16 protein-coding genes are annotated in these 19,129 nt (G+C 59.9%); 11 read left to right on the forward strand and 5 right to left on the reverse strand.

The genetic code is table 11. The features are described from left to right. The first annotated feature begins 68 nt into the window (after window positions 1-68). The 8 genes from ACLB1Z_RS04985 (at window position 69) to ACLB1Z_RS05020 (ending at window position 8,432) form a co-directional block, all read left to right on the forward strand. A complete protein-coding gene (locus tag ACLB1Z_RS04985; protein WP_409562317.1) occupies window positions 69-1,103 on the forward strand; it encodes a sulfate ABC transporter substrate-binding protein in 1,035 nt (344 codons plus the stop codon). Window positions 1,104-1,355: 252 nt separating this feature from the next. Continuing rightward, window positions 1,356-2,096 carry an RBBP9/YdeN family alpha/beta hydrolase gene (locus ACLB1Z_RS04990; protein WP_409562318.1) on the forward strand — a complete coding sequence of 247 codons (741 nt, stop codon included), beginning with the start codon at window positions 1,356-1,358 and terminating at the stop codon, window positions 2,094-2,096. Window positions 2,097-2,286: 190 nt separating this feature from the next. Continuing rightward, window positions 2,287-3,570, forward strand: coding sequence for a porin (locus tag ACLB1Z_RS04995; RefSeq protein ID WP_409562319.1), 1,284 nt, complete (start codon window positions 2,287-2,289; stop codon window positions 3,568-3,570). A gap of 245 nt (window positions 3,571-3,815) precedes the next feature. Then, window positions 3,816-4,451 (forward strand): helix-turn-helix domain-containing protein, encoded by a 636-nt coding sequence (locus ACLB1Z_RS05000; protein ID WP_409562320.1) that lies wholly within the window; start codon window positions 3,816-3,818, stop codon window positions 4,449-4,451. Window positions 4,452-4,673: 222 nt separating this feature from the next. Then, window positions 4,674-5,510, forward strand: a complete 837-nt coding sequence (gene cysT / locus ACLB1Z_RS05005) for a sulfate ABC transporter permease subunit CysT (protein WP_409562321.1) — start codon at window positions 4,674-4,676, stop codon at window positions 5,508-5,510. Further along, window positions 5,510-6,403: a sulfate ABC transporter permease subunit CysW gene (cysW, locus tag ACLB1Z_RS05010; RefSeq protein WP_013946363.1), complete on the forward strand. Its 894-nt coding sequence runs from the start codon at window positions 5,510-5,512 to the stop codon at window positions 6,401-6,403. Before cysT ends, cysW begins: the two co-directional genes overlap by 1 nt. Then, on the forward strand, window positions 6,403-7,497 hold the full coding sequence (locus tag ACLB1Z_RS05015) for a sulfate/molybdate ABC transporter ATP-binding protein (protein WP_409562322.1): 1,095 nt from the start codon (window positions 6,403-6,405) through the stop codon (window positions 7,495-7,497). The genes cysW and ACLB1Z_RS05015 overlap by 1 nt, the downstream gene beginning before the upstream one ends. Further along, a complete protein-coding gene (locus ACLB1Z_RS05020) occupies window positions 7,494-8,432 on the forward strand; it encodes a CysB family HTH-type transcriptional regulator (RefSeq protein WP_409562323.1) in 939 nt (312 codons plus the stop codon). Before ACLB1Z_RS05015 ends, ACLB1Z_RS05020 begins: the two co-directional genes overlap by 4 nt. A gap of 21 nt (window positions 8,433-8,453) precedes the next feature. Here the strand turns inward: ACLB1Z_RS05020 and otnI are convergent, their stop codons facing one another. The 4 genes from otnI to ACLB1Z_RS05040 all read right to left on the reverse strand — a co-directional run bounded on the left by otnI (window position 8,454) and on the right by ACLB1Z_RS05040 (window position 12,263). After that, a complete protein-coding gene (gene otnI / locus ACLB1Z_RS05025) occupies window positions 8,454-9,242 on the reverse strand; it encodes a 2-oxo-tetronate isomerase (RefSeq protein ID WP_409562324.1) in 789 nt (262 codons plus the stop codon). A 17-nt stretch (window positions 9,243-9,259) separates the two neighbouring features. Then, complete coding sequence (gene lipA / locus ACLB1Z_RS05030; protein WP_409562325.1) at window positions 9,260-10,228, reverse strand: lipoyl synthase; 969 nt, start codon at window positions 10,226-10,228, stop codon at window positions 9,260-9,262. A gap of 156 nt (window positions 10,229-10,384) precedes the next feature. Further along, entirely contained in the window at window positions 10,385-11,548 is a 1,164-nt protein-coding gene (locus ACLB1Z_RS05035; protein WP_409562326.1) for a L,D-transpeptidase family protein, read from the reverse strand. 457 nt (window positions 11,549-12,005) lie between these two features. Beyond that, complete coding sequence (locus ACLB1Z_RS05040) at window positions 12,006-12,263, reverse strand: hypothetical protein (protein ID WP_409562327.1); 258 nt, start codon at window positions 12,261-12,263, stop codon at window positions 12,006-12,008. A gap of 161 nt (window positions 12,264-12,424) precedes the next feature. Between ACLB1Z_RS05040 and ACLB1Z_RS05045 the strand changes: the two genes are divergently transcribed. From ACLB1Z_RS05045 to ACLB1Z_RS05055, 3 genes are read left to right on the forward strand one after another with little or no spacing between them, the layout of a single operon-like run. Further along, window positions 12,425-12,850 carry a cupin domain-containing protein gene (locus tag ACLB1Z_RS05045; RefSeq protein ID WP_409562328.1) on the forward strand — a complete coding sequence of 142 codons (426 nt, stop codon included), beginning with the start codon at window positions 12,425-12,427 and terminating at the stop codon, window positions 12,848-12,850. Between the two features lie 50 nt (window positions 12,851-12,900). Next, a complete protein-coding gene (gene ggt, locus ACLB1Z_RS05050; protein WP_409562329.1) occupies window positions 12,901-14,646 on the forward strand; it encodes a gamma-glutamyltransferase in 1,746 nt (581 codons plus the stop codon). Between the two features lie 25 nt (window positions 14,647-14,671). Then, a complete protein-coding gene (locus ACLB1Z_RS05055) occupies window positions 14,672-15,670 on the forward strand; it encodes an FAD-dependent oxidoreductase (protein WP_409562330.1) in 999 nt (332 codons plus the stop codon). On the opposite strand, the gene ACLB1Z_RS05060 is transcribed toward ACLB1Z_RS05055, so the two are convergent. Next, window positions 15,629-19,072 (reverse strand): acyl-[ACP]--phospholipid O-acyltransferase, encoded by a 3,444-nt coding sequence (locus ACLB1Z_RS05060; RefSeq protein ID WP_409562331.1) that lies wholly within the window; start codon window positions 19,070-19,072, stop codon window positions 15,629-15,631. The two genes, ACLB1Z_RS05055 and ACLB1Z_RS05060, sit on opposite strands and share 42 nt — an antisense overlap. Between the last annotated feature and the right edge of the window lie 57 nt (window positions 19,073-19,129).

Genomic DNA, 19,129 nt, shown 5'->3' on the forward strand with positions numbered 1-19,129 from the left:
TCGTTCGCGGAGGACATGTCGCCCAATAGGTTCGCTCTCAGGTTAACGCACACCTTGAGAGGTTCCTTATGTCAATCCATACTTTGACCCGCCGAACCGCCATCGGCGCGGCGCTGGGCCTGGGGCTCGCCGGATTTTCCGGTCTCGCTGCAGCCAAAGACATCACGCTGCTCAACGTCTCGTACGATCCCACGCGCGAGCTTTATCAGGCCTACAACAAGGAATTCGCATCGTGGTGGAAAGCCAAGACCGGCGACACCGTCACGATCAAGCAATCGCATGGCGGCTCCGGCAAGCAGGCGCGGGCGGTCATCGATGGTCTTGATGCCGACGTTGTAACGCTGGCTCTGGCCGCAGACATCGACGCCCTGCATAAGAACGGCGATCTGGTCAAAGCCGACTGGATCAAGCAGTTCCCGAACAATTCGGCGCCTTATACGTCAACAATCGTGTTCCTTGTCCGTAAGGGCAATCCGAAGGGCATCAAGGACTGGCCGGATCTTGCTAAGGACGGCGTCGAGGTCGTCACCCCCAATCCGAAGACGTCGGGCGGCGCGCGATGGAATTATCTCGCGGCGTGGGGGTATGCGCTGAAGCAGCCGGGGGGCAACGAGCAAACGGCGAAGGATTTCGTTGGCAAGATCTACAAGAACACCAAGGTTCTCGATTCAGGCGCACGTGGATCGACGACGACATTCGTCGAGCGCGGCATCGGCGATGTGCTGATTGCCTGGGAAAACGAAGCGTATCTTTCGCTCAAAGAACTTGGTCCTGACAAGTTTGAGATCGTAACGCCTTCGGTGTCCATCCTCGCTGAACCGAACGTTGCCGTCGTCGATAAGGTCGTCGACAAGCACGGTACGCGTGAGGTCGCGCACGCCTATCTCGAGCATCTCTACAGCGAACCGGCGCAGGAGATCGCAGCGAAGAGCTTCTATCGTCCGCGTGACGAAAAAGTCGCTGCTAAATACGCAAGCCAGTTTGCGCCTGTGAAGACTTTCACCGTCGACGATGTTTTTGGCGGTTGGGCGAAGGCGCAGGCTAAGCACTTTGCTGACGGCGGCATCTTCGATCAGATCTATACGCCCGGAAATAAAAGCTGAAGCCTTCAATTTAAAGCCGTGCGCCGCGCCAATTCTGATGTTCTCATTGCAATTTTTGCCAATGGGCGTGGGACTGGGCGGCGCGCGAAGGATCATCAGAAGAGAGAACCGAGTCGATGCGAATGCATAAGCGCGAGAGCTGTTGCCTGGAGGGCTTCCAGAAATGTCGAATGTCTTCGGCGCCAGCCTTCCTGACGAACAAACCCATAAATTCAAGAGCCGCTTACGGCTCTGCATTCGAGGATGACTTTCATGTCCACGACCCTCATCGTACCTGGCCTCCATTCTAGCGGGCCGACGCATTGGCAGACTTGGCTTCAGCATCGCGTCGCCGGCAGCGTCCGCGTCACACAACGCAATTGGAACGATCCGCATCTGCCGGAATGGTCGGCCCGGATCAGACGTGAGATCGTCCGGGCTCAGGGATCGATCTTCGTCGCTGCCCACTCGTTCGGCGTCCTTGCCGCCGTACAAGCCGCCAGCGATCACGCGGAACGAATCAGCGGTGTGCTGCTCGTTGCACCGGCCGACCCCGAACACTTTGGCGTCGCCGATTTTCTTCCGGCAAAGCGGCTGGCCTTTCCAACGATCGTCGTTGCGAGCAGTAACGATCCGTGGATGTCGGCAGAGGCGGCTGAGCGTTGGTCGCGTTTTTGGGGAGCCGATTACCTCAATCTCGGTGCTGCGGGCCATATCAATGCCGACGCCGGGTTTGGCCCATGGCCAGAGGCTTTGACACTGCTTGAACGGCTGCGAAAGGCCGCGGAATTTCGTCGATCATCGGAGCGCCTTGCAGCTCTCAGCCTGCTGCAGTCGCGCTTCCAGACAAAGCATTTGCTAGCGAGACGGCCTTACGGTTTTCGGAGGCGCGAAGGGAGCTCGGTCAATGTTCGGGACCTTGGCGGAGCTGCTGCCGTGCTGCGCGCGGCGGGGCGGGCCGAGTATGGCCCCGACTCTGATATCATAGGTGGCAAGATAGCCACTCCGCTATGACAGAAAAGTGTAATGGACGCGTTGAGCAATTGACACGGCCCGACGTTCACAAAGAAAGTTATTGAAAACAAAGCGGTAGGCAGAGGCAAATTCTGCCAATCTTATGGGGTCTGACGGCATGAAGCGAGTGTGGGGAAAAAGGCGGGGGTGGCAATATGGGGCTGCCGTTCTTTTGATTGGCGGCTGGGCGATGCCCGCCGCTGCTGCGGATCTCGGGGGAGATTGCTGCGCGGATCTTGAAGAGCGCGTCGCCGAACTCGAAGCGACGACGGCGCGGAAGGGCAATCGCAAAGTTAGCCTGACGGTTTCCGGCTGGGTCAACGAGAATGTCATCTGGTGGGACGACGGTCACGAAAGCAACGCCTACATTGGAACCAACCCGGTTGAGCAGTCGCGCTTTAGGTTCGTCGGCGAAGCACGGGTCACTCCGGATCTTTCGGCCGGCTATTTGCTCGAAATCGGCGTTTGGGGTGGCAATAGCTCGAAGTTCGATCAAAACAGTCCGGACGGTTCGACAGGTGCCAACAGTCTTCTTGTTCGCAAAAGCAGCTGGTACCTGAAGAGCAAAACCTTCGGCAAAGTGTCCGTCGGACAGGAAAGCACGGCGACCTATCACTTGCTCGACGATGCCGACACGACGATGACGCGAAACTTCTACGATGCGGAAGGTGCGCCGGACTACATGCAGAACTTTTTTCTGCGTGATAAGGCCGGCAATTTCATTAAGGCATCGCCTACGAGCACAACGCAATTGCGCTGGTCGGATGCGCTGCGCGGTTTCAACAACTCGACACCAGGCGATAGCGGCCGTCGTAACGTTGTGCGCTATGAAACGCCGACGTTTGGAGGCTTCACCTTTGCCACCTCGTGGGGCGAGGACGATGTCTGGGACATGCTTGTCTCTTATGTCGGAGAGGCGGGTGATTTCAGATATACGGCTCGCGCGGGTTACGGAAACTCGACTGACGGTGCTTCGACGCCGTGCCAGGGCTCTTCGTCGTCACCCTACAATGGCATGAACTGCGGATGGTGGGGTGTCGCCGGTCTAATTCAGCACGTCCCGACAGGTCTCTACGTTTACAGTGGTTACGGCGATCAGAATAACGATACCCGTGCCAATCTCGTTGCGCCGGGGATCAAGAACCTTGTCGATGATAACGATCTCACATGGTTCGTGCAGGGCGGTATCGAAAACAAATGGAATTCGTTCGGTAAGACGAATTTCTTCGGTGAATATCGGCGCGATGAAGCTGGTTCAAACGTAAACGGTTCGGGCACACTTCAGACGCAGAATGCCAACATCAATTTCTGGGCGCTGGGCGCGGCTCAGAACTTCGAAGCTGCCGAGATGACGATGTACCTTGTCTATCAGCATGTCGATGGCGACGTCACTGTCGGCAATGTGCCTAACACGGCACCCACGGAGCTTTCGGCCATGCAGCAGGTCATTGCAGGCGCGAAGATCAACTTCTGATCTTGGGGCGCCAGGGTTAAGATACGTACGATTTTCTGACCCTCCCGTCAGACTCTCGCGAGAAGGAGGACCATCGAGTGTCCTTCTTCTCGCAATTTTATAAGAAGCACTGTCATTTTTCGGGCGGCCGTTATTGAAGGCGCCGCATAAGCTCAGCATTTCTTCTTCGTTCTGACGGTATCGTAGCTCGGCTATCTGTATTCGCAGAGGATCACTCGACTGCGAGTAGGCCGATGGCGATTGCGATGGCAAGAAAAGAAGACAGTCCGCAGCTCCACTCGATCGCGGGTGCATCGACTAAGCTGTCGATGATCGTCGGCGAAAATCTCCGTCATCTTCGTCGTCGGCAAGGGTTGTCTCTGGAGCAGCTTGCCTCCGTTTCTGGCGTCAGCCGGGCGATGCTCGGGCAGATTGAGACAGGCAAAAGTGCGCCGACCATCAACCTATTGGGGCGCATTGCGGAAGCTTTGAACGTTTCGGTTTCCGGGCTGATTTTGAGCCCAGGCGTCAAAGACACGATCGTCATTCCGCATGATCGCGCAACCATCGTGGCGTCGAGCGAAGGCGGATTTATCAGCCGCGCGCTTTTTCCATGGGGCGAGCCTCAGAGCGTGGAGATCTATGAGGTGACTATCGCACCGCGTTACATCGAGACGTTCCGGACGTCGCCGTCGGGCAGCAAAAAAATGCTGGTGATGATCGCCGGTCAATTAGAAATTACGGTCGGCGAAGAGACGCCAATGCGTCTTTCGCGCGGTGATGCCGCCCTTTTCAACGGCGATGCTGCGCACACCTTTTTCAATCCCGGCGAAAAAGACGCAACGGCGTTGCTTGTCTCGAGTTCGTTTGAAGCAACGAGTTCTCGTAAACGCCAAGTCTGACGTCATCTCTCCCATTCATTCGGCAATCGAAAATGCTTAGCAACTCTTCTTCCTTAGAGGGGCGCGGCCTCTCACATAGTATGCGCTCTGTTCGCATTAGCAGAGGCGCGGAAATGATCCTCAATACGCAGATGTTGGGCGCCGTGGTTGCCTGGGCGACGGTTCTGGCCGTCTCCGGCTTCATCGTTGCCGTCGCGCTTCTGGCCTAGGATTTAGCGGGTCATGGCAAGCGCTTCACGCAAACGCGTCCTTCCGGGATTCGGATTGTCGCTCGGGTTTACGCTCGCGTACCTGTCGCTGATCGTCCTTATTCCGCTGTCGGCCGTTTTCTTCAAAACCGCGACGATGTCGTGGGGTGAGTTCTGGTCAGCGGTCGCTGCACCGCGAGTCGTCGCGTCTTACAAATTGACGTTCGGCGCGTCGCTTCTTGCGGCTCTCATCAACGCGGTGTTCGGTTTGCTGCTGGCGTGGGGATTGACGCGCTACACATTTCCCGGTCGCAAGATCGTCGACGCGCTGATCGACCTGCCGTTCGCTTTGCCGACGGCGGTCGCAGGCATCGCGCTGACCGCCATTTATGCGAAGAACGGCTGGATTGGCAGTCTCTTGGAGCCGCTTGGCATCAAGGTCGCGTTCACGCCGCTTGGTGTGCTTGTTGCACTGACGTTCATCGGCTTACCGTTCGTCGTCAGAACGGTGCAGCCAGTCCTCGAAGACCTTGAGACGGAATTTGAAGAGGCAGCGGCGAGCCTTGGTGCTAACCGCAGGCAGGCATTCCAACGCGTGGTTTTTCCGGCGTTGTTGCCTGCACTTCTGACGGGCTTCGCGCTGGCATTTGCGCGGGCCGTTGGAGAGTATGGCTCGGTGATTTTCATCGCCGGCAATATCCCGATGGTTTCGGAAATCACACCGCTGATCATCATCACGAAGCTTGAGCAGTTCGATTATCGCGGCGCTACGGCCGTTGCATCGGTGATGCTCGTCTTCTCGTTCATTCTGCTGTTGATCGTGAACGGCTTGCAGGCGTGGACGTCGCGCCGAACGGGGAGGGCGATCTGATGGCCGGTCTTGCTGGTACGTTCGATGCGCGTCTCGATGGGGCGCGAAAGTTCGAAGCCAATCCTGCGACGCGCGATGCTTTTTGGGTGAAAGCCGTCGTGCTCGGACTTGGCCTGACGTTCTTTGCAGTGTTCCTGCTGTTGCCATTGATTGCCGTGTTCGCCGAAGCCTTCCGCAAAGGCGTGGACACCTATTTTGCGTCTCTCGTCGAGCCTGATGCGCTGGCATCCATCAGATTGACGTTGTTGGCTGCTGCGATATCGGTGCCGTTAAATCTCGTCTTCGGCGTGGCGGCGGCATGGGCGATCGCGAAATTTCAGTTTCGCGGAAAAAATCTGCTCGTCACCCTGATCGATTTGCCATTTTCGGTATCGCCGGTCATCGCAGGCTTGATTTACGTGCTGATCTTCGGGCTGCAGGGCTGGTTCGGGCCTTGGCTCCGGGATCATGATATCAAGATCATATTCGCGGTGCCGGGCATCGTTCTGGCTACGATCTTCGTGACGTTTCCATTCATTGCGCGCGAGCTTATTCCGTTGATGCAGGCGCAGGGGCGGGACGAAGAGGAAGCAGCGGTTTCGCTTGGCGCCTCAGGTTTTCAGACGTTCCGGCGTGTCACGTTGCCGAACATCAAGTGGGCGCTGATCTATGGCGTGATCCTTTGCAATGCGCGCGCCATGGGTGAGTTCGGCGCCGTGTCGGTCGTGTCTGGGCATATTCGCGGCGAGACCAACACGATGCCGCTGCATGTGGAAATTCTCTACAACGAATATCAATTCGCGGCCGCGTTCGCGGTGGCGTCGCTGCTCGCTCTGTTGGCACTCGTGACGCTGGTGTTGAAGACTTACGTCGAATGGCGGGCAGGCCAGTCGGCTACCGAGGAGCATGGCTGATGAGCATCGAAGTTTTAGCCGTCAACAAGAACTTTGGTACGTTCAAGGCGCTTGACGATATTTCGCTGAAATTCCCGGACGGCGAGCTCGTCGCCTTGCTTGGCCCGTCGGGATGCGGAAAGACGACACTTCTGCGGGTGATTGCCGGGCTTGAACACGCCGACAGCGGACGAATATTGCTCGACGGTGTCGACGCGACGGACAAGGATGTGCGGCAGCGGCGCGTCGGGTTCGTGTTTCAGCACTACGCACTGTTCCGGCACATGACTGTGTTCGAGAATATCGCGTTCGGGCTGCGGGTTCGGCCGCGTCGCGAACGGCCGAGTGAGAAAGAGATACGCGCTAAAGTTACGCGTCTTCTTGAGCTTGTACAACTTGGCTGGGTTGCAAACCGCTTTCCGTCGCAGCTTTCAGGCGGCCAGCGTCAGCGTATCGCCCTGGCGCGTGCGCTCGCGGTCGAACCGCGCGTTCTTCTTCTCGACGAACCGTTTGGCGCGCTCGATGCAAAAGTGCGCAAAGAGCTTCGTCGCTGGCTTCGCACGCTTCACGATGAGCTGCATATCTCGTCGATCTTCGTGACGCACGATCAAGACGAAGCGCTCGAAGTGTCGGACCGCATCGTGCTGATCAACAAGGGGCGAGTCGAGCAGATCGGTGCACCGGGTGAGATCTATCAGTATCCAGAGACGGCGTTCGCCTATGGCTTCATCGGATCCGTCAACGAATTTCGAGGGCGTGTCGAACAAGGCTACGTGCGCATCGGCGACGAGAGGCTTCGCATCGAAGACATGCATTTCTCCGACGGCCAGCAGGTCATTGCGTTCAGCCGGCCGCAGGACACTGAGATTGTTTCTTATGACCAGTCTGAGGACGGCGTATCGGCACGCATTAACCGAATTCTGGGCAACGGTGCGCTTGCGCGTGTGGAACTTATTGCTAACGGCGAGGCGCGAGAGGGCCGGAAGGAATTTTTTGAGGTGGAAATTCCGGGGCGCGAACTGCAATCACTCGGCCTTTCGGCCGGGCAACGTGTTAAACTCAAGGCACGCAAATTGCGTGTCTTCTCAGATCAGAACGGTAGCAACGCGTCGTGAATTTCCAGCAACTCCGCATTATTCGAGAAACGCTGCGGCGTAATTTCAATCTGACAGAAGTTGCGAATGCGCTCTACACGTCGCAATCCGGCGTCTCGAAGCACATCAAGGATCTCGAGGATGAGCTCGGCGTCGAGCTGTTCGTGCGCCGTGGCAAGCGGCTTCTGGGATTGACGGAACCGGGCAAGGAGCTGGCGCAGATCGTCGATCGCATATTACTCGATACGGCAAACATCAAGCGGCTGGCGGATCAATTCGCAAAGTCGGATCGCGGTGAGATCACGATTGCGACGACACACACGCAGGCGCGGTATGCGTTGCCGGGGCCGATTGCCGCATTCCGAAAGGAGTTTCCCAACGTCCATATGATCCTGCAGCAAGGCACGCCGAAGGAAATCGCGGCTATGCTGAGCGATGGCACCGCGGACATCGGAATCGCGACCGAGGCGCTGGAAGACACGCCCGAGCATGTGTCGTTTCCATTCTACTCGTGGCACCACGCTGTGATTGTTCCAAAGGGGCATCCGCTCGACGACGGCGCTCCATTGACGCTCGATAAGATCGCCGAATGGCCGATCATCACGTATCACGAGGGATTTACGGGACGTCCGGCAATCGATGCGGCGTTTGCGTCGGCCAATCTTGCTCCTGATATCGTCATGGCCGCGCTTGATGCCGATGTGATCAAGACGTATGTCGAGGTCGGGCTCGGCATCGGCATTGTCGCCTCAATGGCTTACGATGAACAACGGGACACGGGTCTCACTCTGCTCGACACGACGCATCTCTTTCCGCAGTCAACGTCTCGGATTGCGCTACGGCGCGGACGTTTTCTGCGGGGATTCGCCTATCGCTTCATCGAGCTTTGCGGGCCGGCGCTGACCGAGAAGGTCGTCAAGGCAGGGACGGCGGCGCCGACAGATGCGTCGACATAAACGCGCCGATTTCGGTCCCGCTTAGCCGACGTGCGGTTTCAACTCGCGAAACCACGCCAAGCTTTCGAAGGTCGTTGTGCGTGGGCGATATTCGCAGCCGATCCAGCCGGTATAGCCGACGCTGTCGAGATGCTTGAAGATGAACGGGTAGTTGATCTCGCCGGTGCCGGGTTCATGGCGGCCTGGCGTATCGGCGATCTGCACGTGGGCAATCATCTTCAGATATTTGTCGATGGTCGGGGTAAGATCGCCTTCCATGATCTGCATATGGTAGACGTCGTACTGCAGGCGGAGGTTTTCCGCTTCCACGCTTTCGACGATGTCGGCGGCCTTCGCCGTGGTGTCAAGAAAGTAGCCCGGCACGTCGCGGGTGTTGATCGCTTCGATGAGGAGCGTGATGCCGTTGTTGGCCAGCACATGCGCGGCATGGCGCAGGTTTTCGACATATGTCTTGCGCATGGCGCGTATGTCGCCGCCGACGGGGGCGACGCCGGCGAGGCAATGAAGCTGTTTGCAGCCGAGGGTCGTCGCGTATTTCGCCGCGCGGGTAACGCTGTCGCGGAATTCGCCGACAAGGTTCGGATAGATCGCGAGGCCGCGTTCTCCTGCCGACCAATTACCGGCGGGAAGATTGAATAGAGCGAGCTGCAACCCGTTGGCTTTGAGGCGGGCGCGGATGTCCTCGGCTTCGAAGTCATAGGGAAACATGAATTCCACGGCGTCGAAGCCCGCTGCTGCGGCGGCCTCGAAGCGATCGAGAAACGGCAGCTCGTTGAACAGCAGCGACAGGTTGGCCGCAAACTTCGGCATTGGTTTCTCTATTCGGGCTAAGGCGAGACGCGGTCGCGGTGGGCCGCTTTGAGGCGGCGGAAATCATCGCCTGCGTGGAAGGACGACCGAGTGAGCGGCGAGGCGGCGACGAGCAGAAAGCCTTTGGCGCGTCCGACTTGTTCGAGACCGGCAAACTCATCCGGCGGGACGTAGCGCTTGACCTCGGCGTGCTTGCGCGTCGGCTGCAGGTATTGTCCGACCGTCAGGAAATCGACGTCGGCGGAACGCAGATCGTCCATGACTTGTAGAACGTCTTCGCGTGTTTCGCCGAGGCCAACCATGATGCCCGATTTCGTGAAGACGCTCGAGTCGAGTTCCTTTGCTCGCTGCAACAGCCGCAGCGAATGGAAATAGCGCGCGCCGGGGCGAATTTTCAAATAGAGGCCCGGTACGGTTTCGAGGTTGTGATTGAAGACATCCGGGCGGGCTTCGATGACGATTTCAAGCGCGCCGTCCTTGCGCAGGAAATCCGGCGTCAGAACTTCAATGGTCGTCTCGGGAGACGCTGCGCGGATGGCATGGATCGTTGCGGCGAAATGGGCCGCGCCGCCGTCGCTCAGGTCGTCGCGATCGACCGACGTGATGACGATGTGCTCAAGGGCGAGTTTGGCGACGGCATCAGCGACGCGCTTCGGTTCGTCAGGATCGAGCGCGGTGGGCAATCCCGTTGCGACGTTGCAGAACGCGCAGGCGCGCGTGCAGACGCCTCCCATGATCATCATCGTGGCATGGCGTTTCTGCCAGCAGTCGCCGATGTTGGGGCAGGCGGCTTCTTCACAGACCGTGTGCAGGCGATGAGCGCGGACAATCGAGCGGGTTTCGTCGTAGCCCGTCGAGCCGGGGGCGCGCACGCGTAGCCAGTTCGGCTTGGGCAGCGCCGGGGTATCAGTATGCGAAGCTTTCTCGGGATGGCGCGGACGTGGCGGCATGCCGACGGTATCGAGCAGAGTGGTCAAGGTCGCCATCTGTCCAACTGAAGGTTGGCCGAGCATAGCCGCCGTGGCGGTCGGATTGCAACAAGACCTAGGGCTAGGCTGATCGGCGACAGACGCGGGGAAGGATAATAAAAAGGGCGGCTCGTGGGAGCCGCCCTTGCATTTCCAAGGCCGGATCGTGGCAGCTTATTGCACTCGAACCGATGCCTGCCGGACATGAGCAATTTCGCTGCTCGAAACCGATGCCTTAGTGGCACGAGGCGTCGCGTCGGATGCCCGTGTCGCAGCTGTCGGCTTGACAGGGTCCGGAACTGCAACCGTCGGATCCGTGGACGGATCGGAAGCCGAGGGGACTTTCGCGACGGCAGCGGCCGCCGGCTTCTTTTTGGCGGCCGAGGCGTTCGTTGCCTTCTTCTTCGGCGCGTCCGTCGGGGCTTGCTCTTCAATTACGGCGCGCGCTTCGTGAACCTTCTTTGCGGGCTTTTCCGCTTCGGCCTTCTTCTCAGGCACGAAATCGTCATCGTCCTTCGTGGCGTCGCGCGCGTTCTGCTGATCGTTCTGCGGCTCCGGTTCAGAGGCGGAAGCGGTCGCAACCGGCTTCTTCGGCTCGTCCCAGAAGAACAGGCTTTCGATGCCGCCGCCCGTCGATTGCTTGGCGGCCGTCTGCTCGGGCTGCTGGCTCTGGGCGGGCACCGCCGCTGCGGCCCGCGGGTTCGAGTCCTTGTCGGTATAGCGCGGCAGGTTGCTGCCATCCGAGATGGTCTGCGTCTTGAACTGCTGCCACGTGACCGTCACGCGCGTTCCGACCGGCACGCGCGGATAAAGGTCCAGCACGTCCTGGTTCGTCATGCGGATGCAGCCGTGCGAAACGGCCTGGCCGATGGTCCACGGCGCGTCTGTGCCGTGAATGCGATAGGCGCTGGAGCCCAGATACATCGCGCGAATACCGAGCGGGTTCATCGGATGGCCGCCGGGGACCCAACGCGGCAGGCGGGGGTTGTTGCGGACCATTTCAGGCGTCGGCGTCCACGGTGGGTTGACGCGCTTTGCCGAGACTTTGGTAACGCCTTGCCAGCGGGCTTCGCCGGTCGGGATGGCGACCGGGTAGGTCAGCGCAACGCCCGGCTTCATGATCCAGTAGAGGCGGCGATCGGAGAACGAGACGATGATCTGGCCCGGCTTATATTGCGGGTCGAATGAGACGATGCTGCGGCCACCGCCATATTCAGGGCTGCCACCCCAGAGAAAATCGACGAGATCCTCGGCTTTGGCCGAAGACGCGGAAACCAGTCCGCCAGCCATGATGAGGGCGGCGAGAGCTAATCCGCTGAGGCGACGTGGCAGATTCATCGGGGGGATGCTCCGGTTTGGCAACAATAGTTAACAATGCACAGAACGGGTGATCATCCTGTGCGCCGAATTATGAAGAGCGGGTATAGTTCAGGACCGTTTTTATCGGCAGAGCAGGGAAGTCACAGTTGGGCGCCGATTGTGCTCGGATCGCTGACTTTCCAAGAGTTTTCGAAATTTTCGCACTGCGTGTTGCGGTTCGATGACGGGGACAGACGATGTTCGTTCTTTGTCTGAACCAGTGCGGGCTTCGATAGAGCTGCGGCGGGAACAAAATAGGAACACTGGCCGCGTTGTGCCGCGTCCGTTTTCGAGACGATTGTTCAGTATGGATTGCCGGTGTGTGCGGAAACACAGCAGCTGCGGCCGTAACTGGTAGGGCCTCAGGCATCATCGCGCGAAACCAGGCCGACGGAATTTGGCCGCGCGATGATGTCGGTCAGTTTACTATCGAGAGCTAGTTGCAGGCGTTCTGCCAGGAGGTGCACTGGGTGCCGAACGTGCTGGGCACACACTTGGTGTGAACCGGGCCTTTGCCGGTGCGGCCCTTACCCTCGATGATGTTCGCGAGACCGTGGGTCGACATGATAACGGCGAGGTCGTGGGTCAGGCCATCGCCGACCGCTGCAACTCTGACGCAACTGCCGGCCTGAGCCGTTACAGAAAGTGCACACGTTACTGCAGCCACTGCAAATCCGAGTTTCAATGAGCGCATTTGCCCCTCCAGATCGAAAATGGGTCTCCCCGGCCGGAAACTAGCGGGTGCGCATTCGAAAGACAGCCACTGTCAAAGCGCCATAAACAGGGGAATCGCGCCGCGTGCCGGATTTGCCACTGCGGGGTACTGTCGAGACCGGGAAACTCGAGGTTCTATTCATGAGCGAAAAACCGGAAGCTTCGGCGACGGGCCGTTTCGATATCGCCGAGGTCGCCGCGTCGTTTCCCGAGACAGCGACGACTCTGCTCGTCGACCGCTACCTCACGAACAGGGAGGCTGCGAGCGCGCGGGTTTTCCGCGTCTACAAGCCGACGCCGCCGCATTATCACGCCACGTGCGACGAGTATCTTTATGTGTTTTCAGGTCGCGGCACGTTCTGGATGAAAGATCCGGCGACGATTGCGGAATTCAGTCCCGGTCAGCTATTGTTCTTTGAGAAGGGGACGGTCCATGCGCTCCCCGATATCCTTGAAGGACCAGTGGTATTTCTTTCGGTCGATACGCCCCGGCGCGATCCCAAGGATATCATCTTCGTCAACCCTGAAGACGGAACGCCCGAGAGTTTCATCCAGCAAAGCTATTGATCTCCGCACGCGCTTTGGGCCGGGTGCGGTACACCCTCCCCGGAGATGGAATGACGTTTCGAATTTTACTCGCCGCTTCGTGTCTGCTTGTCGCTACCGTAGCGTCGGCGCAGGAATTTCGGCCGCCGCCTGAGGCTGCATCGGGAACAACCGAGAAAGCACTCGTTACCGCCAAACGGCATATGATCGCTGCGGCAGAGCCGCTGGCGGCGGAGACCGGCCGCGAGATTCTGCGTCGCGGCGGGTCCGCGGTCGATGCTGCAATCGCGGCTGAGATGGTGCTTGGGCTGGTCGAGCCGCAGTCGTCGGGGCTCGGCGGCGGGGCTTTCATCACGTACTGGGATGCGAAGACGCGTTCGGTCACGACGTACGACGGACGCGAAACGGCGCCTGCCGCCGCGAAGCCGGACCGCTTCCTGACCAAAGACGGCAAGCCGATGGCCTTCGAAGATGCCGTTTTGTCGGGCCTAAGCGTCGGCGTGCCGGGCGTGTTGCGCGCTCTTTATGTGGCGCATGAAAAGCACGGCAAGCTGCCGTGGAAGGATTTGTTCGATCCGGCGATCAAGCTTGCGGAGAACGGCTTTCACGTTTCGCCGCGGCTTGCTGTTCTGCTTGCGAAAGACGACCCGCAAAACTTTGCGCCGGAAGCGCGCGCGTACTTTTACGAAGGCGGAACGCGCTCGCGCGCGGAAGGCGAATTGCTGAAGAACCCGGCATATGCCGCGACGCTTCGCGTGATCGCGGATAAGGGGCCGGAGGCTTTTTATTCCGGCGATATTGCCAATGCGATCGTTGCGGCTGTGCAAGGCGCGACAAGCATCAAAGGCGATATGACCGCCGCCGATCTCGCTTCGTATGCCGCGCCGGAGCGGCCGCCGGTTTGTGTCGATTATCGCGGGCGTAAAGTCTGCGGGATGGGGCCGCCATCGTCTGGCGGGTTGACGGTCGGCGCGGTGCTGAAGCTCATCGAACTGTTCCCGCAAGTGCAAGGTCCGGCTGCGGCGATGACCGCGCCAGCGCTGCACATCGTCTCGGAAGCTGAAAAGCTCGCGTATGCCGATCGCAACCGCTACATCGGCGATCCCGAGCGCATTCCTGTTCCCTCGGGTTTGCTTGACGATGGCTACCTCGCCGAGCGGCGGAAGCTGATCGATCCGAAGAGAGCGATGCAGAAAGCCGAGCCGGGTCTGCCGCCGGGACTCGCGAAGAAGACATTCGGCGTCGATGCGACGTATGAGGTGCCCGGCACGACGCAGATGTCCATCATCGACGATGATGGCAATGCGTTCTCGATGACGGCGACCATCGAGAGCGCGTTCGGTTCGCATCTGTGGGCGAAGGGATTCCTGCTCAACAACGAGCTGACGGATTTTTCGTTCAAGCCTGTCGACGATCATGGCATAGCTGTCGCTAACGCCGTCGAAGGTGGAAAGCGTCCGCGTAGCTCGATGGCGCCGACGATCGTGCTCGGCGCGGACGGAAATCCGGAGATCGTGACCGGCTCGCCCGGCGGGTCGCAGATCATTCTCTATGTCGTGAAGACGCTCGTTGCGATGATCGATTGGGATATGAACGCGCAACAGGCGGCGTCTCTAACCAACTTCGGCAGCCAGGGCGGACCGGTACTGATCGAATATTCGCAGCCGATCCTTTGGCCCGCTTATGAACTTACGCTATACGGTCAGGCCGTCGCTGGCGCGACGATGACGTCGGGCGTCAATACGGTTGCGCGAGATGGCGCTTTGCTCGAAGGCGGAGCAGATCCGCGCCGCGAAGGCGTAGCGCTCGGCGATTGAGAGACAGCAGCAGGCAGCTTTAGACGTGAACAATTCGACCATCACCGTCGTCGGTGCAGGCATTTTCGGCCTTTGGCAAGCTTATACGCTGGCCAAAGCCGGCTATCGCATTCGCCTCATTGAAGAAAGTAGCGCGCCGTTTGCGCGGGCATCGAGCCGGTGGGCAGGCGCGATGATTGCGCCGGAATGCGAAGCCGAGGGCGCACCGCCGATCGTTCGCGATCTCGGCCGAGAGGCGCTGAAGATCTGGCGTGATGTGTATCCGGCGACGATCGACAACGGCACGCTCGTCGTGGCGCACGCGCGCGACGCAGGCGATCTGGCGCGCTTCCAAAACATGACCGAGGGACATGACCTCGTAGGTGCGGCGCGCATCGGCGAACTCGAACCTGCGCTCGCAGGTAGGTTTGAGCGGGGGCTTTATTTCGAAGCAGAGTCGCATCTCGATGCGCGGAAGGCACTGGATTGGCTTCTCGATCAAATTAAAGCGCTGGGCGGAGAGCTCCATCTCGGCGTGCAGTGGAACGGTAACGCGGACGGCATTGTCGTCGATTGCCGGGGTATCGGCGCACAAGGCGATCTCAAGCCTTTGAGGGGCGTGCGTGGCGAGCGCGTGCTTATCGAAACGCGTGACGTCGGCCTTTCGCGGCCAGTGCGGCTGTTACATCCGCGGCAGCCGATCTACATCGTGCCTCAGGGCGACGGACGGTTTGTCGTCGGGGCGAGTGTCGTCGAGCGGGAGGACGACGGGCCGATGACGCTCAAGTCGGCGCTCGATCTTCTGGGTTCGGCGTATGCCTTGCACCCGGCGTTCGGCGAAGCGTCGGTTTTGGAGATGGGCGCGGGTGTCCGGCCTGCGTTTCCCGATAACGTTCCGCGCATCGTCGTCGAAGACGGCGGCAAAGTTATCCGCGTCAACGGCGCGTACCGGCACGGGTTCCTGCTGGCGCCGGTGCTCGCGCGCGAGGTGCTGGCTTACCTCTCAGACAGCCGGCGTGAGGGGCTTCTGTTCAGCGCTCCCTGACGTCGGCTGCTTTGCGGCAACCATCTCCTTGGCAAGCGCAAGGCTCGCGACATAATCGGGCTTGCCCGTGCCTAACAGTGGGATCTTGCTGACAACGAGAATTTCCGCCGGGACCATCAGCTCCGTCGAACCTTTGTGACGAGCGAATTTCTGGAAGTCTTCGCGCTTACATTTGGCGTCGGTTGTCAGCAGCACAAGGCGTTCGCCTTTGCGCTGATCGGGAAGCGCGACGACGACCGTCGTCTGCTGCGGCCAAAGTTCGGCGGCGAGAGCTTCGACGGCTGACAGCGAAATCATCTCACCTCCGACCTTGGCGAAGCGCTTGGCGCGGCCCTTGATGAAGATGAAGCCCTGTGCGTCGATCTCGACGATATCGCCGGTGTCATGCCAGCCTTCGGCCGGCGGTTCGAGGACGCCGGGATTTTCCGCGCGATAATAGCCGAGCATGACGTTCGGACCGCGGACGTAGAGGCGGCCGCCTTGCTCGATACCGGGCACGGCTTCGAGCTTGTAGTCCATCAGCGGCGACATGCGCCCAACGCTGTGCGCCTTGTTGGCAAGTGGGGTGTTGAGCGCGAGGACGGGCGCAGTCTCTGTAACGCCGTAGCCTTCGAGAATGCGTACGCCGAAGCGGTCCATGTAAAGCTGGCGCGTGCGGTCCTTGATGGCTTCGGCACCGGCAACGACCAAGCGTACGCGGGCGAAGTCGTAAGGGTGGGCGACCCGGGCGTAGCCCGTCAGGAACGTATCGGTGCCGAACATGATCGTCGCGTTCGACTGATAGACGAGTTCCGGAATGATCCGATAGTGCAGAGGCGTTGGATAAAGAAAGATCGGCACGCCAGCGACGAGCGGCATCAGCACGCCTGCCGTCAGCCCGAACGAATGGAAGACGGGGAGAGCGTTGAAGACCTTATCGGTGCCGTTGCATGCGACCCGCGTCAGTGTCTGTGCGCAGTTCGCGAGCAGATTGCGATGCGAAAGCACGACGCCCTTCGGCGTGCCTTCCGAACCTGACGTGAACAGAATGGCGGCCGGAGCGTTGTAATCGACCGCGACCTGCGGGCGGGTGCCCTGCATCAGGCCCTTGACCTTGTCGGCGAAGGTGATCGTCGGGCGAATGTCTTCGAGATAAACGACGCGCACGACGCCTTCGAGAGCTTTGATCAGCGGTTCGAGATGTCCCTTTTCGACGAACACACGCGACGTCAGAACGATGTCGACCTTCGCAGCCTTACACGCCGAGACGACGTTTGCAGGGCCTGCAGAGAAGTTCAGCATCGCAGGGACGCGGCCGATCGTCTGCAGCGCGAAGAACGTGACGACGACGCCAGCCGAGTTCGGTAACAGGACGCCGACGGATGATCCGACGGGCGGCAGCATTGGCGCGATCTTGGCGCCCAGCACCTGTGCGCCGACGATCAGCTTTTTGTACGTGAGCTTGGTGCCGAGAGGATCTTCGATGGCGGGCTTGCCGGTGTCGCGGGTCTGATGGGCAAGCACGAGTGCTTCGAACAGCGTCTGGTCGATCGGCGTCGTCAGCACGGCGGTGTCGGTCATGATGTCTTGTAAGGCCGCTCCCGCTGCCTGACGTCGGGCTTTGCCGCGAAGGGCCGGATCGATCTTGAGCCAGACGGGCGGCAGGATCGTCACCGTCGTTTTCGGGAACCAAGCTTTGCGTGTTTGCGCTTTGCTGAGGTAGCCGAAGTGCGAGCGTTCGAGACCATCGATGCGCACAGGGATAATCGGCGCGTCGGCTTTGTCGGCAATCATGGCGGTGCCGTCGTAGACTTTCATCAGGCCGCCGGTGACGGTCAGTCGACCTTCCGGAAAGATGACGATGGAAGTTCCTTCTTTGACCGCGGTGATGAGGCCGCGCATGCCGAGCGGGCGTGTCGGGTCAATGGTGTAGAAACGCGTGAGCTTCAGGAACGGCTTTGCCCACCATGTTTGCGCAATCATCGTGTCGACGGCATAGGCCGTGTGCGACGGCACCAAGGCGTGCATGAGGCCCGCATCGAGCAGGCTGACGTGGTTTGGCGCGATGATCGCGCGCTCGCCGGCCTTGGGAAGGTTTTCGCGGCCGTGCACTTCGAGCCCAAAGAACGTCTTGAACAGGAACAGGCTGACATCCTTCACGCCCTCGGCGCCCCACGCGCGCAGGACGAGTGCGACGACGACGATGTTGGCGAGGCCGAGGACCGCATAAAGCGTGGCGACGGAAATTTTTTCGAACTGCAGAGCGGCGATCAGCAGGCCGACAACGGTCATAAATGCAGCCGAAAGGACGTTACAGCCTGCGATGACGCGCGAGCGGTGATCGACCGGCGACCAAGCCTGCACCGCGGCAAACGCGGGCACGATGTAGAAGCCGCCCGCGATTGCGATGCCTGCGAGATCGATAAGCATGTGGAGTCCGCCGAGCGTCGTGAGCACGTCCCACGGCGTCATTGGCGTCGCGGCGGGCTGTATTCTTGAAGCGAGCCAAGCGAGATCAAGCAGGAAAATGCCCATCAGCAGAGCGCCGATCGGAACGAGGGCGAGGTTCGGGCGGTTGGAGCTGGCGCGGGCGGCGACGACCGATCCGAAAGCGACGCCTACCGCGAATGTGAAAAGCGCCAACGTATAAACGGAGGGTGCGCCGTTCAGCACCTGAGGAATGAGGTTCTGCAGCAGCGCAAGAACGCCTGCACCGACGAGCCAGAACCATGAGGTGATCAGTCCGCCTTGCCAGATGCGTTTGTCGCTGCGCAGATCTTTCAGCAACGTGATCGTCGAGGTTGCGATGTTTCTGTCGATCTTGAGATCGGGCACGGATGACGGCGCTGGCGGGATCTGGCGTGCGGACAGCCAGCCCAGAACCGAAATGCAGATGATGGCGCAGGAGACCGCGATCAGCTCCGCGTGGCTGCCGGACGCGAAGTTACCGCCGACGGTGCCGATCAGAATGGCGATAAACGTTGCGCCTTCGATCAAGGCGTTGCCAGATGGCAATTCCTTCACTTCGAGGTGTGATGGCAGCAGGCCGTATTTCACCGGTCCGAAAAAGGCGCTCAGGGTGCCGAACAGGATCAGCGCAACGAACAGCAATGGCACGGATGGGATCAGGAAGCCCGCGGCGGCAGCGACCGCAATTGGAATTTCGATCAACCGGACGCGCGCTGCGACTTTAGCCTTATCGAACTTGTCGGCCAGCTGGCCCGCGAGTGCAGAGAAGAGGAAGAACGGCAGCACGAGCGCGGCGCCTGCCAGTGTGCCCAACGCCGGGCCGTTCTCCATCGCCAGCTTGTAGACGACGAGCATGGCCAACGCGTTCTTGAGCAGATTGTCGTTGAGCGCCGCCAGCAGTTGGCTCCAGAACAGCGGCGCGAAACGGCGCGACGACAACAGGCGGGCAAACATGTGCGGGCGGTCCTTGTTCTGCGAAGCGGAGAGATGGAAGGGAGCAATGCGGCGGAT

The organism is Hyphomicrobium sp. MC8b, from assembly GCF_905067615.1.
Classification (GTDB): domain Bacteria; phylum Pseudomonadota; class Alphaproteobacteria; order Rhizobiales; family Hyphomicrobiaceae; genus Hyphomicrobium_B.

Excerpts from the sequence above, each read along its gene's own strand:
- lipA (WP_409562325.1), bottom strand. The coding sequence starts at position 10,228 with ATGGCGACCTTGACCACTCTGCTCGATACCGTCGGCATGCCGCCACGT.
- ACLB1Z_RS04985 (WP_409562317.1), top strand. The coding sequence starts at position 69 with ATGTCAATCCATACTTTGACCCGCCGAACCGCCATCGGCGCGGCGCTG.
- ggt (WP_409562329.1), top strand. The coding sequence starts at position 12,901 with ATGACGTTTCGAATTTTACTCGCCGCTTCGTGTCTGCTTGTCGCTACC.
- cysW (WP_013946363.1), top strand. The coding sequence starts at position 5,510 with ATGGCCGGTCTTGCTGGTACGTTCGATGCGCGTCTCGATGGGGCGCGA.
- ACLB1Z_RS05045 (WP_409562328.1), top strand. The coding sequence starts at position 12,425 with ATGAGCGAAAAACCGGAAGCTTCGGCGACGGGCCGTTTCGATATCGCC.
- cysT (WP_409562321.1), top strand. The coding sequence starts at position 4,674 with ATGGCAAGCGCTTCACGCAAACGCGTCCTTCCGGGATTCGGATTGTCG.
- ACLB1Z_RS05015 (WP_409562322.1), top strand. The coding sequence starts at position 6,403 with ATGAGCATCGAAGTTTTAGCCGTCAACAAGAACTTTGGTACGTTCAAG.
- otnI (WP_409562324.1), bottom strand. The coding sequence starts at position 9,242 with ATGCCGAAGTTTGCGGCCAACCTGTCGCTGCTGTTCAACGAGCTGCCG.
- ACLB1Z_RS05060 (WP_409562331.1), bottom strand. The coding sequence starts at position 19,072 with ATGTTTGCCCGCCTGTTGTCGTCGCGCCGTTTCGCGCCGCTGTTCTGG.
- ACLB1Z_RS05000 (WP_409562320.1), top strand. The coding sequence starts at position 3,816 with ATGGCAAGAAAAGAAGACAGTCCGCAGCTCCACTCGATCGCGGGTGCA.
- ACLB1Z_RS05040 (WP_409562327.1), bottom strand. The coding sequence starts at position 12,263 with ATGCGCTCATTGAAACTCGGATTTGCAGTGGCTGCAGTAACGTGTGCA.
- ACLB1Z_RS04990 (WP_409562318.1), top strand. The coding sequence starts at position 1,356 with ATGTCCACGACCCTCATCGTACCTGGCCTCCATTCTAGCGGGCCGACG.
- ACLB1Z_RS04995 (WP_409562319.1), top strand. The coding sequence starts at position 2,287 with ATGCCCGCCGCTGCTGCGGATCTCGGGGGAGATTGCTGCGCGGATCTT.
- ACLB1Z_RS05035 (WP_409562326.1), bottom strand. The coding sequence starts at position 11,548 with ATGAATCTGCCACGTCGCCTCAGCGGATTAGCTCTCGCCGCCCTCATC.